Annotated in this window: 10 protein-coding genes and 1 pseudogene; 6 read left to right on the top strand and 5 right to left on the bottom strand. The window is 45.3% G+C overall.

All coding sequences use genetic code 11. The features are described 5' to 3' along the window. The first annotated feature begins 111 nt into the window (after positions 1-111). Positions 112-935 (top strand): annotated as a pseudogene (locus B7360_RS07355) (DUF2797 domain-containing protein). 98 nt (positions 936-1,033) lie between these two features. On the opposite strand, the gene B7360_RS07350 reads toward B7360_RS07355, so the two are convergent. Then, positions 1,034-2,269: a cysteine desulfurase-like protein gene (locus tag B7360_RS07350; protein ID WP_085343147.1), complete on the bottom strand. Its 1,236-nt coding sequence runs from the start codon at positions 2,267-2,269 to the stop codon at positions 1,034-1,036. Next, positions 2,253-2,909 carry a 2OG-Fe dioxygenase family protein gene (locus B7360_RS07345; RefSeq protein ID WP_074191154.1) on the bottom strand — a complete coding sequence of 219 codons (657 nt, stop codon included), beginning with the start codon at positions 2,907-2,909 and terminating at the stop codon, positions 2,253-2,255. The genes B7360_RS07350 and B7360_RS07345 overlap by 17 nt, the downstream gene beginning before the upstream one ends. A gap of 359 nt (positions 2,910-3,268) precedes the next feature. Between B7360_RS07345 and trxB the strand changes: the two genes are divergently transcribed. The 3 genes from trxB (at position 3,269) to cydC (ending at position 7,833) form a co-directional block, all read left to right on the top strand. Continuing rightward, positions 3,269-4,228: a thioredoxin-disulfide reductase gene (gene trxB, locus B7360_RS07340; protein ID WP_005393195.1), complete on the top strand. Its 960-nt coding sequence runs from the start codon at positions 3,269-3,271 to the stop codon at positions 4,226-4,228. Between the two features lie 103 nt (positions 4,229-4,331). Further along, complete coding sequence (gene cydD, locus B7360_RS07335; protein WP_085343145.1) at positions 4,332-6,119, top strand: cysteine/glutathione ABC transporter permease/ATP-binding protein CydD; 1,788 nt, start codon at positions 4,332-4,334, stop codon at positions 6,117-6,119. Then, entirely contained in the window at positions 6,112-7,833 is a 1,722-nt protein-coding gene (gene cydC / locus B7360_RS07330) for a cysteine/glutathione ABC transporter ATP-binding protein/permease CydC (protein WP_085343143.1), read from the top strand. Before cydD ends, cydC begins: the two co-directional genes overlap by 8 nt. A 97-nt stretch (positions 7,834-7,930) precedes the next feature. Here the strand turns inward: cydC and B7360_RS07325 are convergent, their stop codons facing one another. From B7360_RS07325 to B7360_RS07315, 3 genes are all read right to left on the bottom strand, one after another. Then, complete coding sequence (locus tag B7360_RS07325; protein WP_085343141.1) at positions 7,931-9,262, bottom strand: D-serine ammonia-lyase; 1,332 nt, start codon at positions 9,260-9,262, stop codon at positions 7,931-7,933. An 83-nt stretch (positions 9,263-9,345) separates the two neighbouring features. After that, a complete protein-coding gene (serC, locus tag B7360_RS07320; RefSeq protein ID WP_085343139.1) occupies positions 9,346-10,440 on the bottom strand; it encodes a 3-phosphoserine/phosphohydroxythreonine transaminase in 1,095 nt (364 codons plus the stop codon). 138 nt (positions 10,441-10,578) lie between these two features. Further along, the gene (locus B7360_RS07315) at positions 10,579-11,847 is read right to left on the bottom strand and encodes a DUF945 family protein (RefSeq protein ID WP_085343138.1); all 1,269 of its coding nucleotides are present in this window, start codon (positions 11,845-11,847) and stop codon (positions 10,579-10,581) included. A gap of 186 nt (positions 11,848-12,033) precedes the next feature. Between B7360_RS07315 and B7360_RS07310 the strand changes: the two genes are divergently transcribed. Together B7360_RS07310 and B7360_RS07305 are read left to right on the top strand one after the other, a co-directional pair. Continuing rightward, entirely contained in the window at positions 12,034-13,905 is a 1,872-nt protein-coding gene (locus tag B7360_RS07310; protein ID WP_085343220.1) for an ATP-binding protein, read from the top strand. After that, entirely contained in the window at positions 13,902-14,399 is a 498-nt protein-coding gene (locus B7360_RS07305) for a response regulator (protein ID WP_012841921.1), read from the top strand. The genes B7360_RS07310 and B7360_RS07305 overlap by 4 nt, the downstream gene beginning before the upstream one ends. Positions 14,400-14,437 lie beyond the last annotated feature (38 nt).

Here is a 14,437-nt window from a genome sequence, read left to right as displayed (position 1 = left end):
GCCAGTGCATAACATTTCAGAGCTATACATTTCGCTTTAATGTGTCTGTCAACCCTGCATCTCATCACCACTTCGGATATACTGTGCAAAAACACAATAATGAGTAATGTCATGTCATTAATTGCAACTGGTACGCTAAATAAAATGCGTGCATCTCTGGACGGTGCTGTCAGTTACCGTCTACCTGTTGGTGAGGAAGAGATTGATCTATCGCCGTTTCTGGGTAAACGCTCACACTGACTCACACGGGCAATATTTTTTGTTGCTCATGTGGTAAGAAAACGAAAAAGAGCTATTCGCAAGGCCATTGTTTTGTCTGTATGAAAAAGCTAGCAAGCTGCGATATGTGCATCTTGAAGCCAGAGACTTGTCACTACGACCAAGGGACTTGTCGCGAGCCACAATGGGGCGAAGAGAACTGCATGGTGGATCACTTTGTCTACCTATCCAATACATCCAGCTTAAAAGTTGGTATCACTCGTCATACGCAAATCCCAACTCGTTGGATTGATCAAGGTGCGACTCAGGGTTTGCCAATTTTTAAGGTAAAAACTCGCCATATCTCCGGTTTAATTGAAGTTGAACTGGCGAAACATATCGCAGATAAAACCAATTGGCGCACACTGTTGAAAGGCGATGGTGAACCAATGGCACTGCAAGATCGTTTTGCTGAGCTATTGCCGTTGGTCGAAGATAAGATTGCTGAGATAAAACAGAAATTCGGTGAAGATGCAATTGAAGTATTGAGCGAAAGCATTACCGACCTTAGCTATCCGGTGCAACAGCACCCAACTAAGATCACCTCGCATAATTTCGATAAAAACCCGGTTGTTACTGGCACTTTGCAAGGCATCAAAGGTCAATACCTCATTTTTGACACTGGCGTGATCAACGTAAGAAAATTCACTTCCTATGAAGTAGAAGTAAGCGCCTAATCGCATATACGCATATATAGCTGGTTTGTTGAAAATAAAATCGAAAAAGCTCGAGTCAAACTCGAGCTTTTGTTTTTCTATCAGGAAGATATGATCAGTTACGCATCAAGGATGTTTTCTAGTACATCGAACAACATATCGACTTCTTCTATTGTGTTGTAATGCATGCAACCAATTCGTACTACACCACCCGACTCTTCTAGACCAAGTTGACGAACTAAGCCCAGCGCATAAAAGTGGCCGTTCCAAACACAGATGTTGTGTTCACCCAGCGTTTTCGCGATGAATTCTGGAGAATATCGGTCGAATGTTAGCGCAAAAGTTGGTGTGCGGAGCTGGCTATCTTCTTTCGCAATGCCAAATAGATTGACACCATCTAGTGCACTCAGACGCTGTAAGAAACGCTCACTCAAGCGTTGCTCATGTTGTTCATACAATTGGTAACTTTGCTCCAATCGTTGACGAAGAGGTAAACCGGCTTCACCAAACTGAGCCAGATACTCAACCGCAGCAACGACACCAGCAAGACCTTCAAAACTTTGCGTCCCCGTTTCAAATCGGCCTGGGCCAATATTGGTAGCAGGCTCGACTTTGTACGGACGAATACTGTGCAGCCACTGATCGGCTATGTAAGCAATACCAACGTGCGGGCCGAAAAACTTGTAAGCTGAGCAAGCTAAAAAGTCACAGCCTAGCGCTTGAACATCAACCAAATGATGAGGCGCATAATGAACGGCATCCACATAAACTTGTGCCCCAACGTTGTGCGCCATGCTTACTACTCGCTGCACATCCACGATAGAACCAGTCGTATTCGATGCATAGGTCACCGCTACAAGGCGCGTTTTATCAGAAAGAAGACTGCTTAAATGCTCCAAGTCCAACGTACAATCATCTTCGTTGATACGAACCTGATGAACCGTAACGCCTTTATCTTCTGCCGCTTGCTGCCAGCTAGACACATTCGAATAGTGGTCCAAAGCAGAAACAATGATCTCATCTCCCTCTTGCCAATCTCGGCTAATCGCACGGCTGAGCTGAAAGGTTAACGATGTCATGTTCGCGCCGAAGACGATATTGCCAGACGACGGCGCGTTTAGCAGAGCTTGCGCTGACTCGCGTGCATTTTGCATCACGTCAACCGTCTTTTGGCTAGAAAAATAATGCCCGCCTAAGTTGGCGTTGAAACGACCTAAATACCCCACCATGCTATCTAGCACTGATTGAGGTACCTGTGACCCGCCTGGACCATCAAAAAACGTCACAGGTTTGTCGTTATGGTATTGAGCGAGTGCCGGAAACTGCTCTCTGATCAGATTAAGATTGAAGTTCATTGCGCTTATCCGTAGCCGTGAGTACAAACACATCCATATGACCCGCTTCATCATCAATGACAGAACGGATTGGGCACGCGTTGTGCCACAGTTTACTGTCTGCCAATATTGCAACCTCACCCGTTTCTAACACCTTACGGAAAAATGGGGCTTGGTTATGACTGCTGTACAGCATGATGTCACCACCAATGATGTTATGGCGTCCTACGCCAACCATTGCAATGTGATCAAAACCGTCTTGGTGCACACCTTCAGGTGCCACTTGAGTTTCTTCTTCTAGCGCTGTGATTCGGATTTGGTGAATTTCTATTTCCTGGCCGTTAGGCAGATGATTCGCATTGACAAACAATTCGCACATTTCTCGGAAACCATCACTGATGAGAATATCCTTCTCAATCGGCTCAAATTGTCTTACAACATCACCTTGGAATCGGTTGATATCAGACGATTGAACAAAGCTGTTTTTGTTTAAGTCAATGACTTTGCCATTATCAAAACCAACCACAGAATAACGTCTTAGTCGATACTGACCATCTGCATGCTCGGTACGAGGCAGTTCTTCAAACGATGGGGAAAGCTGCTCTATTGCTGCCATGCTGAGCTGTGTTAAATGCAGAGTATTCTCACGTGAATGTAACATCATTGTCTCCTTTAATGAGGCACATTAATTAACATTTAATTTACACACTAGGTTACGCAAATATTCTGCAATTGCCAGCTTTTAACGTTGATAGCTTCAACAAAATAACAAAAACAACATAACAGACCAATCCAAAGCACAAATACAGAACCATGTTTCAGTTTTGCGCTTTGGCGATATTTGAAACTAGACTTCTCTACTACGAATAGAATTTTATGCTAGAAGTCAACGTTCTTTATCAATCTTTAGTGGGTTCTAATCTATAACCAATTATTCGATCACAATCGTTGTTTATGCTTTTAAAGCACTAAGAATTTCCATACAATCGAGGGAAATGTTCAGCCCTTTTTGGAGCCATAATGAGCGACGTAAAACATTGTAAACTATTAATTCTTGGTTCTGGTCCAGCAGGATACACAGCTGCCGTGTACGCAGCGCGTGCCAACCTAAACCCTGTGCTTGTGACGGGAATGCAACAAGGTGGTCAGCTAACCACCACTACTGAAGTTGAAAACTGGCCCGGCGACGCTGAAGGTCTGACAGGTCCTGCATTGATGGATCGCATGAAAGAGCACGCCGAGCGTTTCGAAACTGAGATCGTGTTTGATCACATCAACGAAGTAGAACTATCACAACGCCCATTTCGTTTAAAAGGCGATTCTGGCGAGTACACATGTGACGCATTGATTATTTCTACAGGTGCATCAGCAAAATACCTTGGCCTTGAGTCTGAAGAAGCATTTAAAGGTCGCGGCGTTTCTGCTTGTGCAACCTGTGACGGTTTCTTCTACCGTAATCAGAAAGTTGCAGTTGTGGGCGGTGGTAACACTGCTGTTGAGGAAGCACTTTACCTATCTAACATTGCGTCAGAAGTTCACCTGATCCACCGCCGCGATTCATTCCGTGCAGAGAAGATCCTTGTGAAACGTCTGATGGATAAAGTTGAAAGCGGTAATATCGTTCTTCATACCGATCGAACTCTCGATGAAGTACTTGGCGACGACATGGGCGTAACTGGCGTTCGTATTAAAGACGTCAACACAGGTGCGACTGAAGACCTTGAAGTGATGGGCGCGTTTATTGCGATCGGCCACCAGCCAAACACACAAATCTTTGAAGGCCAAGTAGACATGAAAGATGGCTACATCATCGTTAAGTCTGGCCTAGAAGGCAACGCGACACAAACTAGCATTGAAGGTGTATTTGCAGCAGGCGACGTTATGGACCATAACTACCGTCAAGCTATCACATCAGCAGGTACAGGTTGTATGGCGGCATTAGATGCTGAGCGTTTCTTAGACTCACTTGGTGACAAATAACTTTTCACATTTGTGTCATATCCTTAAAGCCCAGCGGTATTCCCGCTGGGTTTTCTTTTGTATACTACCGCCTCATTAAAACAATTATCATTAAGCCTTCACGATGGATAAGAAAAAGCAAAGCAGCTTGAATAAGTGGCTTAAGCAACAAAGTAAGTTAGCCAAGCGCTGGCTTATGATTGCGATAGGCCTAGGCGTACTTTCAAGCGTGTTTTTATTGGCTCAAGCAGCCCTGCTCGCCTCCATTCTGCACCAGTTAATCATTGACCAAGTCGACAAAGCCGACCTCATTTGGCATTTTGTTGGGCTTGGTGGCACGGTTATCGGTCGAGCTGCTTGTACCTGGGGTCGAGAGCTTGCCGGTTACCGTTGCGGTGAGCAAATTCGAGTTTATATTCGCCAACTCATTTTAGATAAAGTTCATAAACTTGGGCCAGCTTACATCAAAGGCAAACCTGCCGGCAGCTGGGCGACGCTCATCTTAGAGCAGGTAGAAGATATGCAAGATTTCTTCTCTCGCTACTTGCCTCAGATGTCATTATCGGTACTAGTGCCTTTCATTATTTTGGTTGTCGTATTCCCAGTAAACTGGGCGGCAGGCTTGATCTTCCTAGTCACTGCACCACTGGTGCCTGTTTTCATGGCACTGGTTGGGATGAAAGCCGCAGAAGCAAACCGTAAAAACTTTAAAGCGATGCAGCGTTTGTCCGGTCACTTTTATGACCGCTTGCAAGCAATGACGACCATTCGCTTATTCGATAGAACAAAATCTGAAACTGAAACTCTGAAGGGTGCTTCGGAAGTCTTTCGTACTCGCACCATGGACGTTCTGAAAATCGCGTTTCTATCTTCTGCGGTTTTAGAGTTTTTCACTTCCATTTCTATCGCAATTACCGCCGTCTACTTTGGCTTTAGTTATATCGGAGAGCTCGATTTCGGCTACTACGGCACAGGTGTTACGCTGTTTGCTGGTTTGTTCATTCTGATTCTTGCGCCAGAGTTTTATCAGCCATTACGTGATTTGGGCACGTTCTATCATGCGAAACAGCAAGCGGTTGGCGCAGCAGAAAGCATTGTCGAGTTTCTGGATTTGGAAGTCGATCAAGTCAAAGATGGCACCCAAGCGTTAGATAAGAGTAGTCCCATCCATATTGAAGCGGACGAGTTAACCATTTTTAGTCCGGAAGGTAAGCAGCTCGCAGGTCCCCTATCCTTCTCTCTTGAAGCCAACAAAAGTACGGCTTTAGTTGGACCAAGTGGCGCAGGTAAAACAAGCTTGGTAAACACCATCCTCGGTTTCATGCCTTATCAAGGTAGCTTGAAGATTAATGGTTGTGAATTGTCACAACTGGATCTCGCCACATGGCGAGAGGCCGTAAGCTGGATTGGTCAAAACCCAATGCTATTACATGGCAGCATTCGAGATAACGTCACGTTAGGCAAACACAACATTCAAGATGCAGACGTTCATTCTGTTTTGAATGACTCTCATGCTGCTGAATTTGTTGAAATGCATGGGTTGGATTACCCGATATCTGACCGCTCTGGTGGTTTATCTGTCGGCCAAGCCCAGCGTTTAGCGTTGGCTCGCGCTATGCTACAAAATGGTCGTTTTTGGTTATTAGATGAACCGACCGCAAGCTTAGATGCTCGTAGTGAAAAACTCGTCATGGAAGGCATTAACAAGTACGCACATGCCACAACGAATTTGATGATTACTCACCAGTTGGCACCTTTACAAAGCGTATCGCAAATTCTTGTTATGCAGGACGGCCAGATTGTTCAACGTGGTGATTACGACACACTGTCGACAGAAGATGGCTTATTTAAAGACATGTTGGAAGCGAACCTCGCACAACGTGAAACAGACAAGGGGAACTTAGATGCGTGATTTACTCCCTTATCTAAAACTCTATAAGAAACATTGGTTTGGTCTTTCTCTAGGTATGCTATTGGCATTTCTGACCTTAGCTGCATCTATTGGCTTATTAACGCTATCGGGTTGGTTTATTTCAGCCGCAGCGGTGGCAGGCTTGACGGTTGCTCGTGAAACCTTCAACTACATGTTACCAGGTGCCGGGGTACGCGGCGCTGCAATGGCTCGAACCGCAGGTCGATGGGGAGAACGTGTCGTCAGCCACAATGCAACGTTCAAGCTGCTTACCGATTTACGTATCTTCTTCTTTAAGAAACTTGCACCACTGATTCCGGGTCGTGTTTCTACGATGCGTGATGCCGATCTGCTCAACCGCCTAGTGGCGGACGTAGATGCGATGGATCACGTTTACCTTCGACTTATCAGCCCTGTCGTGATTGGTATTTTTGGCATATTGAGTTTAACGGCTGTCCTGGCGTTCTTTGATTGGCATCTCGCCCTACTGCTTGGCTCGATTCTTACCGTCATGTTGTTTGTATGGCCAGTGTTGTTCTATAAACTTGGTAAAAGTAATGGCGAGAATCTCACTCATCATAAAGCGCAATTGCGAGTGGCGACTCTGGACTGGCTTCAAGGCTACAGCGAACTGAGTATCTTTGGAGCAGAAGAGCGTTATCGCAATCTCATTCTAGAGAAGCAAAAGCAGCTGCTGTCTAATCAGTTTGTGAACGCGAATTTAACGGGCATGGCTTCAGGCCTGCTTATGCTTGTGAACGGTCTTACACTGGTTGTGATGCTTTGGTTTGCTGCAGACGGCGTAGGAGGTCGTGCTCCTGATCCTTGGATTGCGTTGTTTGCATTTGCAACGATGGCAAGTTTTGAAATTTTGATGCCTATTGCGGGCGCGTTCCAGTACCTGGGTCAAACGTTGACTTCTGCTCGTCGTTTAAATGAAGTAATTTTGGCTGAACCGGACGTTGTCTTCCCTGAGCAATCGAAACATAAAGGCACAACGTTAGACATTGAATTCGACAACATTGACTTCACTTACCCTGACGGTCAGCAAAAGGTGCTGAAAGACTTGTCACTCTCACTACCGTTGGGCACTAAAACAGCGATTGTAGGTCAAACAGGTTCAGGTAAATCAACACTCATTCAGCTTCTTTGTCGCTACTGGGATGTTAACCAAGGTGAAGTTCGAATCGGTGGTACAAAACTGCAAGATTGGAGCGAGTCTGACCTGCGAGAAGCAATGACAGTGGTCAGTCAACGCGTTGATGTACTGAATGGAACACTGCGTGACAACTTACTCATGGCCGCTCCAGAAGCAAGTGATGATCGACTGTCTGAGATTCTTCAAAAAGTCGAACTTGGTGGCCTTCTTGAGGCTCCAGGGTTAGACGCTTGGTTAGGCGACGGTGGTCGTCAGTTATCTGGTGGAGAGAAACGCCGAATCGGTATCGCTCGCGCATTGCTACGTGATGCGCCAATCCTACTCTTGGATGAACCAACTGAAGGTCTCGATAAGCGTACGGAACAGAAAGTGATGGCGCTTTTCAATGAGCACTTTGCTAATAAGACAGTGGTATTCATTACACACCGACTAATAGAATTAGAAAGCATGGATAGCATCTGCTTGATGGAACAAGGTGAGATCATCGAGCAAGGCGATCATCCAACGCTACTCGCTCAAAAAGGGCGTTACTACCAGCTATTACAGTCTCTATAATTCGATATTCAGTGACGAGAAGGGCTCATCAAACGATGAGCCCTTTTGTTATTCCTGTATTGTTAATTGCCTAGTTAAGTACGTATACAGGGCTGATTTACCGACCTGATTTTTTGAGATAAGCCGCCATTTCTTCTTCCGGAACCATGCCTCCACCTGTTGCCCAAACAAGATGCGTGGCGTTTCTGAGTTTTTCTTCGTCAAATTGCATTTGAGACTGATAAGCATGGTTATTCGAGACGTGCACTGCCCCAACCATACCGGCTAATGCAGAAGGCTCTAGGTTAATGCCTTCGAGTTCACTTAACTCACCCAAGTGGTGATACATACGAGCATCATCAATGGTGTAAAAGCCATCAATTAGCCTTTCCATCGCTCTACCGACAAAGCCCGACGCACGCCCTACTGCCAATCCATCAGCAGCGGTCATGTTGTCGATACCCAAATCTTGTACCGCAATCTCGTCATGCAAGCCCGTATGCACGCCCAACAACATGCACGGAGAGTGCGTTGGCTCTGCGAAAATACAATGAACATGATCACCAAACGCGACTTTCAAACCAAATGCCACGCCACCAGGCCCACCGCCAACACCACAGGGTAGATAAACAAACAGCGGATGATGCTCATCAACCACGATTCCCAAGTCATCAAACTGCTGCTTTAGACGCTCACCCGCAACAGAGTAACCTAGAAACAACGTCTGCGAGTTTTCATCATCAATAAAGAAGCAGTTAGGGTCTTGCTCAGCTTCTTTACGACCTTGCTCAACGGCAACACCATAGTCTTGCTGGTACTCCACCACTTTGACGCCATGTGACCGGAGCTTATTTTTCTTCCACTCCCGCGCATCAGAAGACATGTGAACCGAGACTGAAAAACCAAGCTTTGCACTCATGATGCCAATGGACATACCGAGGTTACCCGTTGACCCAACCGCAATACTGTACTGCTTAAAAAACTGCCGAAACTCATTGCTGAACAATTTGCTGTAACCATCGGTTTCGCAGAGTAAGCCAGCTTCAAACGCCAACTTTTCTGCATGGGTCAGCACTTCATAAATGCCACCTCTCGCTTTGATAGAACCAGAAATTGGCAGATGACTGTCTTTTTTGAGCATTAAACGGCCCAATATTGGCGTGTCGTATTGCTGCTCCAAACGCACTTTCATCTTGGGAACATCCACCACAGAAGACTCAATGATGCCATGCGAAGCTTCCGTTTCGGGAAACGCTTTCATCAAATAAGGCGCAAATCGTGCTAGCCGTTCACTCGCAGCTTGAATATCTTTCTCATCTAGCCCCACATAGGGCAAACCTTCTGCTAAAGAGGTTATGTTTGGGTTAAACCAGCAAACCTCCTTAAGATCGATAAGTGGCGCCAAGAGTGGGAACTGCTTGATCAGCGCTTCAATATTCGCCTTGGTCATTTTACCTTCCTGGAGTGATGTGAGTTGAGATAAACAAAAGCGCCGCAATTGCGACGCTTTCATGAATAACAGTGAATTTGATTTTATGCGTAGTTTTTCTCAAACTCTTGCATAAAATCGATTAACGCTTGTACACCTTCTAGCGGCATGGCGTTATAAATGGAAGCTCGCATACCACCAACGGCTCGGTGCCCTTTTAGTGATTTCAGCCCTTTGGCATCGGCTAGTTCAAGGAAGGTTGCATCCAGTTCAGGTTTCGCAAGTTGGAATGGCACATTCATCAAAGAACGGTTTGCTGAGTGCACGCCATTACGGTAGAAATCAGACTGATCGATGTAATCATACAGTAGTGCGGCTTTAGCGCGGTTCACTTGCTCGATCGCTTTTACCCCACCCTGCGCCTTCAACCATTTAAAAACAAGACCAGACAGGTACCATGCAAAGGTTGGTGGCGTATTGAACATTGATTCTTTCTCAGCCAGAACAGTGTAATCCAAGATACTTGGCAGTACCTGCTTCGCCATACCTAACAAGTCGTCGCGCACGATAGCGATAGCAATGCCTGAAGGACCAATGTTTTTCTGAGCGCCCGCATAAATCACACCGTATTTCGATACATCAATCTCACGAGAAAGAATCGTCGAAGACATGTCAGCAACGATTGGTTTGTCGGTGACAGGAAGATCGTTAATCTCGATACCGTCAATGGTTTCATTTGGACAGAAATGCACGTAAGCCGCTTCTGGAGCAATTTTCCATTCGTTTGCAGGTAGAACGGCTACTTTTCCGTTGATTTCTGTTTTTGCATCAAATACGTCTGGCTCGCAGTATTTCTTCGCTTCAGCTACCGCACTTTCAGCCCAATAACCGCCGTCGATGTAAGTTGCCGTCTCGGCATCACCAAGTAAGTTTAGAGGAACAGCAGCAAACTGAGCACGAGCACCACCTTGGCAGAACAGCACTTTATAGTTGTCCGGAATATTCAGAAGATCACGTAAATCTTGCTCGGCTTCTTCTGCAACTTTGATGAACTCTTTGCTTCGATGGCTGATTTCCATGACCGAAGTACCAAGACCTTGCCAATCAATTAGTTCCTGTTGTGCTTGCTGCATAACTGCTTTAGGCAGACCTGCTGGCCCTGCACTGAAGTTAAATACGTTGTCCGTATTTTGTTCCATGATGCTCATTGCTCCTGCTATGTAAATATTACGAAATTAATATCACGTTTTCGCAGCGATAAAAACAAGAAAAGAGGTCTTACGACCTCTTTTTAAAGACTAAGCGTTAAATTGGATTAATTCCGCAACAATACTTGGCTACTGTTGTTGCATCAAGGCAGGCATAAGTAGTGCCACCAATGGGAACTCATGTCCATTTTCGAACTTCAATTTGCCTTCACCGATTTCTGCTTTGAGTTGATAACCGCCCTCAACTTTCTCGATCAGCTCCATGATGAGCAGCTCATCAATTCCTTCTTGAATAAATGGGTAGTGCGTCACTAATTCGTCAGAGAAGTAAGTGCTGAGCTCACCAGTAGTCGCCGTCATCAACTTCATTGGGTCTTGAGTAATGTGGTCAGTACCTTCAGGAATGGATAATTGCCACTCGTTATGGAACTTACCGTCACCAAACGCAAGTGAAAGCTCATTCACTGATAAATCAAAGCCTTTGCTAAACAGCGTGTCAACATGCGGCAATAAGCTCGCAATTTCCTGCTCGTCTAACATTGGAGAGCTTTGATAGATAGACATAATTTGGTCAAATGACTGGCTATCCACATCTGCAATTGAGAAATCCAACTTAAAGTTATCGACATCCGTACCATCAGTTAAACGCAGTTTCTTAGCATCTAGGTTCAGCTGACTGTTCAGCTTATCACCAGACTCATTCATCGTAGTGTTGCCGCGGTAACTTGCATTCTCAATCAAAAAGACAGGCGTTAAGTTCGAATCAACCACATCCAGCTTCTCTAGAGAAAAAGATTGCTCACCCAGCCAATAGCCTTTTGCTTGCTTACCTTTACCCTGCCCTGTCAATGCATTCAGATGAAGCTCTTCACCGTTTTCAAAATCCACTTGAACAGAAGGAACAGAAACTTGGTAATTGAGATCACCCAATACCGTCACATCCCCTGTCACTTTTGCAGGGCTTGTAGAAACAGAAACACCTTGCGCTTCGTTACGATAATGCCAACTGTCTAGGTCGAGGATAAATGCCGTATTGCCATTTAGTTGAGTCTGACTATGCATCGTGAGAGGCAAAAAGTCATTGTCCACCAATTTTGAATCTGCTGTTAGGCTTGTTAGACCGTGGCTAACATCACTGGTTACGTCAAACGTCGTTGGCATACCATCACGCTCTAGCTGCGTTTTAAGCTCAGGATCAACAACTGAATAACGAGTCAGCACGACTGAAGACAAATAGCCACGTTGATACTCGACCACTTCGCCTTTAATCATTTCATCATTCATATTGGTAATACCATCTTCAATGATGGACTGACCAATTTGTCCGACAGCCAATGGCCAACACAGCGCTAATGAGATAGCACCACCAATGGCGCCGATTTTTTTAAGATTTTGCATAACGTCACTTATTAGGTATTTTCGGTCAGTCTACCCCAAACCACCTGCGGAGAAAACATTGAGACAAATCAGACTATTGATGCTTATTCTAGTCCATTAATCAGGAATCATACTTGGCTCCCACTCATCATGTCCTTTTATTGTTAAAGTTTGCGTGGCGAAGTTTTAACCGGAGCTAAAACATCTGTGAATCGTTATGCTGTGTTGTGTCTCGACAACAACCCAATCAGTGCTGAACAGTTTCGATTGGAGCTGTCTGCCTTCTCAAGTAAGTTTGATATTTTTTCTGTCGAATCGATAGAAGAGGCTCAAAGCGCTTTAGAGTATCTGGAAGAAAGAGAGCAGACGATGCCGCATACCGAGCAAGCAAGAAAAATTCTTATTAGCTGCTCGTCTGATATAGAGGCAATTCTCACTGCCGTTAATGAGGGCAGGCTCGATCACTGCCTCACTAAACCTTTGCCAGATCACGTCTTATTTAACACAGTGCAAAAAGAGCTGACCCAATTTATATTGCGAAACGGTAAAGAAGACCTGCTAAGTTACAGTCAGATATTGGATCATCACAGCTTGTTGCGAGCGCACATCAATAATCAGATGAGCCATTATCAAGCGGGCTTTTTACACGACTACCACTCGATGTCTGATGCTGAGTTAGCCGAGCAAGTGATCTCCGCTCTCCAGCAGTTTTTCAAAGATAACGACGAAACAAGAGCGTGCCGCACATACTCACCTGAACACTTATTAACCGTGGAAGGCGAGCCAAATAGCTTTTTGTGGTTTATTACCGATGGTGAAGTGGCTCTGTACAAGCGCGATGAACAAGGCATGCAGCGAGAGGTTGTACGCCATAACAAAGGTAATATTGTCGGAGGCATGTCGTTTGTTACTGGGGAATGTTCTTTCTCGACAGCCCTAACGCTGACAAAGACAGAGGTCATCAAACTCGATCGCAACGTATTCAATAAAGTGATGCAAAGCGACTCAAACTTGCTGCCTCTTTTTACAAACTTGCTTTTACGCCACTTCAACCGCCGATTACAAAGAAGCATCAACACCAAGCTGCAACTTCAAAAAACGCTCGAATCGCTGGAGTCTGCCCACCAGCAACTCATTGAAAGAGAAAAAATGGCGATGCTCGGCCAGTTGGTTGCGGGCGTGGCGCATGAACTAAATAATCCGATAGCAGCGATATTGAGGGGCGTAGAGAATTTAACGCATACGCTTGCACGATTACTTAACGAAGTACCCAGTTCCGATATACAAATCAAAGGCATTGAGTTACTGAGCAAAGCTCAAACCGCAAAACCCGCTTCAACCGCAGAGCTCAGATCACGCGTTAAAGCACTTAATCATGCCCTTCCAGATCGAACATTGGCAAAGAAAGTGGTGAACCTTGGGCTAGAGTCAGATCACGAGTTACTCACTCAACTAACGAAAAAACAGCAAGTGTCTTCTCATGTTCTAGATACTCTTGAGCAATACCACAAAGCAGGTTCCACTCTTCGCTCGATTAACGTCTGTGCTGCGCGAATTGCAGATATGGTGAAAAGCCTTAAAGGTTACGCACGCTCAGATGATGAGACCCAGCACTATGCTGATATTCATGAAGGTATTGAAGATACCTTGGTGATCTTCGAAAACAAACTAAAAATGCATCAGGTTTCCACTGATTATGCGGATTTACCTCCTATCCTTTGTCAACCAATCGCACTCCAACAGGTATGGACGAATTTGGTCTCTAACGCCATTGATGCATTTCCGGAAAAAGGCGTTTTAAAAATACAAACACGTCTTGCAGAAAAAGATCATACACATTACGCCGTTATCTCGTTTGAAGATAATGGGTGTGGCATTCCTGAATCGCAAAGAGATGCCATTTTCGAGCTCAACTTCACGACGAAAAAAGAAGGCAACTTTGGTTTAGGCATTGGGCTGTCCATCTGCCAGCAAATCGTGACAGCACATAAGGGATGGATTGACGTCGAATCAGAGCTCGACAAGTTCACACGAATGACAGTCTGGTTACCAGTCATCGAAAAAGGAGATGAAATATGACCAAGTATTTAATTTTATGTGTCGATGACGAACGAGAAGTCTTGGATAGCGTGCTCCAGGATCTCGCTCCCTTTGAGGAACATTTTATTGTCGAGGGAGCGGAATCAGTCACTGAAGCAAGGCAAGTGATCGAGGAGATGGCGGAAGAGGAAGTTCAGCTTGCGCTCATTTTATGCGACCACATTATGCCGGAGCAAACTGGGATTAGCTTCTTAATCGAACTCAGTCAAAATGGTGACACAAAAGCGGCCCGCAAAGTCTTACTTACAGGACAAGCCGGCTTAGAAGACACCGTTGAGGCCGTCAATAACGCAAGTCTGGACTATTACATAGCCAAACCATGGAGAGGTGAAGAGTTGAGAAAAGCAATCGTGTCTCAGCTTACTGCTTTTATGATTGCAAATGATGATAACTTATTATCTTGGACTCAAGTCCTTGATTCTGAGGCGATCCTCAATGCCATGGCTGAACGCAGAGCAAGCTTCGGCGAGTAATATGCGTGGCTCTAGCTTGAATGTCACCAAAGCCAGCT

The sequence above is a fragment of the Vibrio sp. ArtGut-C1 genome (genome assembly GCF_002105475.1).
GTDB lineage: Bacteria > Pseudomonadota > Gammaproteobacteria > Enterobacterales > Vibrionaceae > Vibrio > Vibrio diabolicus.
This window is presented reverse-complemented; position numbering and strand designations above follow the sequence as displayed.

What these genes read in the sequence shown, in the direction of transcription:
- B7360_RS07350 (WP_085343147.1), bottom strand. Translation starts at nt 2,269, where the DNA reads ATGAACTTCAATCTTAATCTGATCAGAGAGCAGTTTCCGGCACTCGCT.
- B7360_RS07345 (WP_074191154.1), bottom strand. Translation starts at nt 2,909, where the DNA reads ATGTTACATTCACGTGAGAATACTCTGCATTTAACACAGCTCAGCATG.
- trxB (WP_005393195.1), top strand. Translation starts at nt 3,269, where the DNA reads ATGAGCGACGTAAAACATTGTAAACTATTAATTCTTGGTTCTGGTCCA.
- cydD (WP_085343145.1), top strand. Translation starts at nt 4,332, where the DNA reads ATGGATAAGAAAAAGCAAAGCAGCTTGAATAAGTGGCTTAAGCAACAA.
- cydC (WP_085343143.1), top strand. Translation starts at nt 6,112, where the DNA reads ATGCGTGATTTACTCCCTTATCTAAAACTCTATAAGAAACATTGGTTT.
- B7360_RS07325 (WP_085343141.1), bottom strand. Translation starts at nt 9,262, where the DNA reads ATGACCAAGGCGAATATTGAAGCGCTGATCAAGCAGTTCCCACTCTTG.
- serC (WP_085343139.1), bottom strand. Translation starts at nt 10,440, where the DNA reads ATGGAACAAAATACGGACAACGTATTTAACTTCAGTGCAGGGCCAGCA.
- B7360_RS07315 (WP_085343138.1), bottom strand. Translation starts at nt 11,847, where the DNA reads ATGCAAAATCTTAAAAAAATCGGCGCCATTGGTGGTGCTATCTCATTA.
- B7360_RS07305 (WP_012841921.1), top strand. Translation starts at nt 13,902, where the DNA reads ATGACCAAGTATTTAATTTTATGTGTCGATGACGAACGAGAAGTCTTG.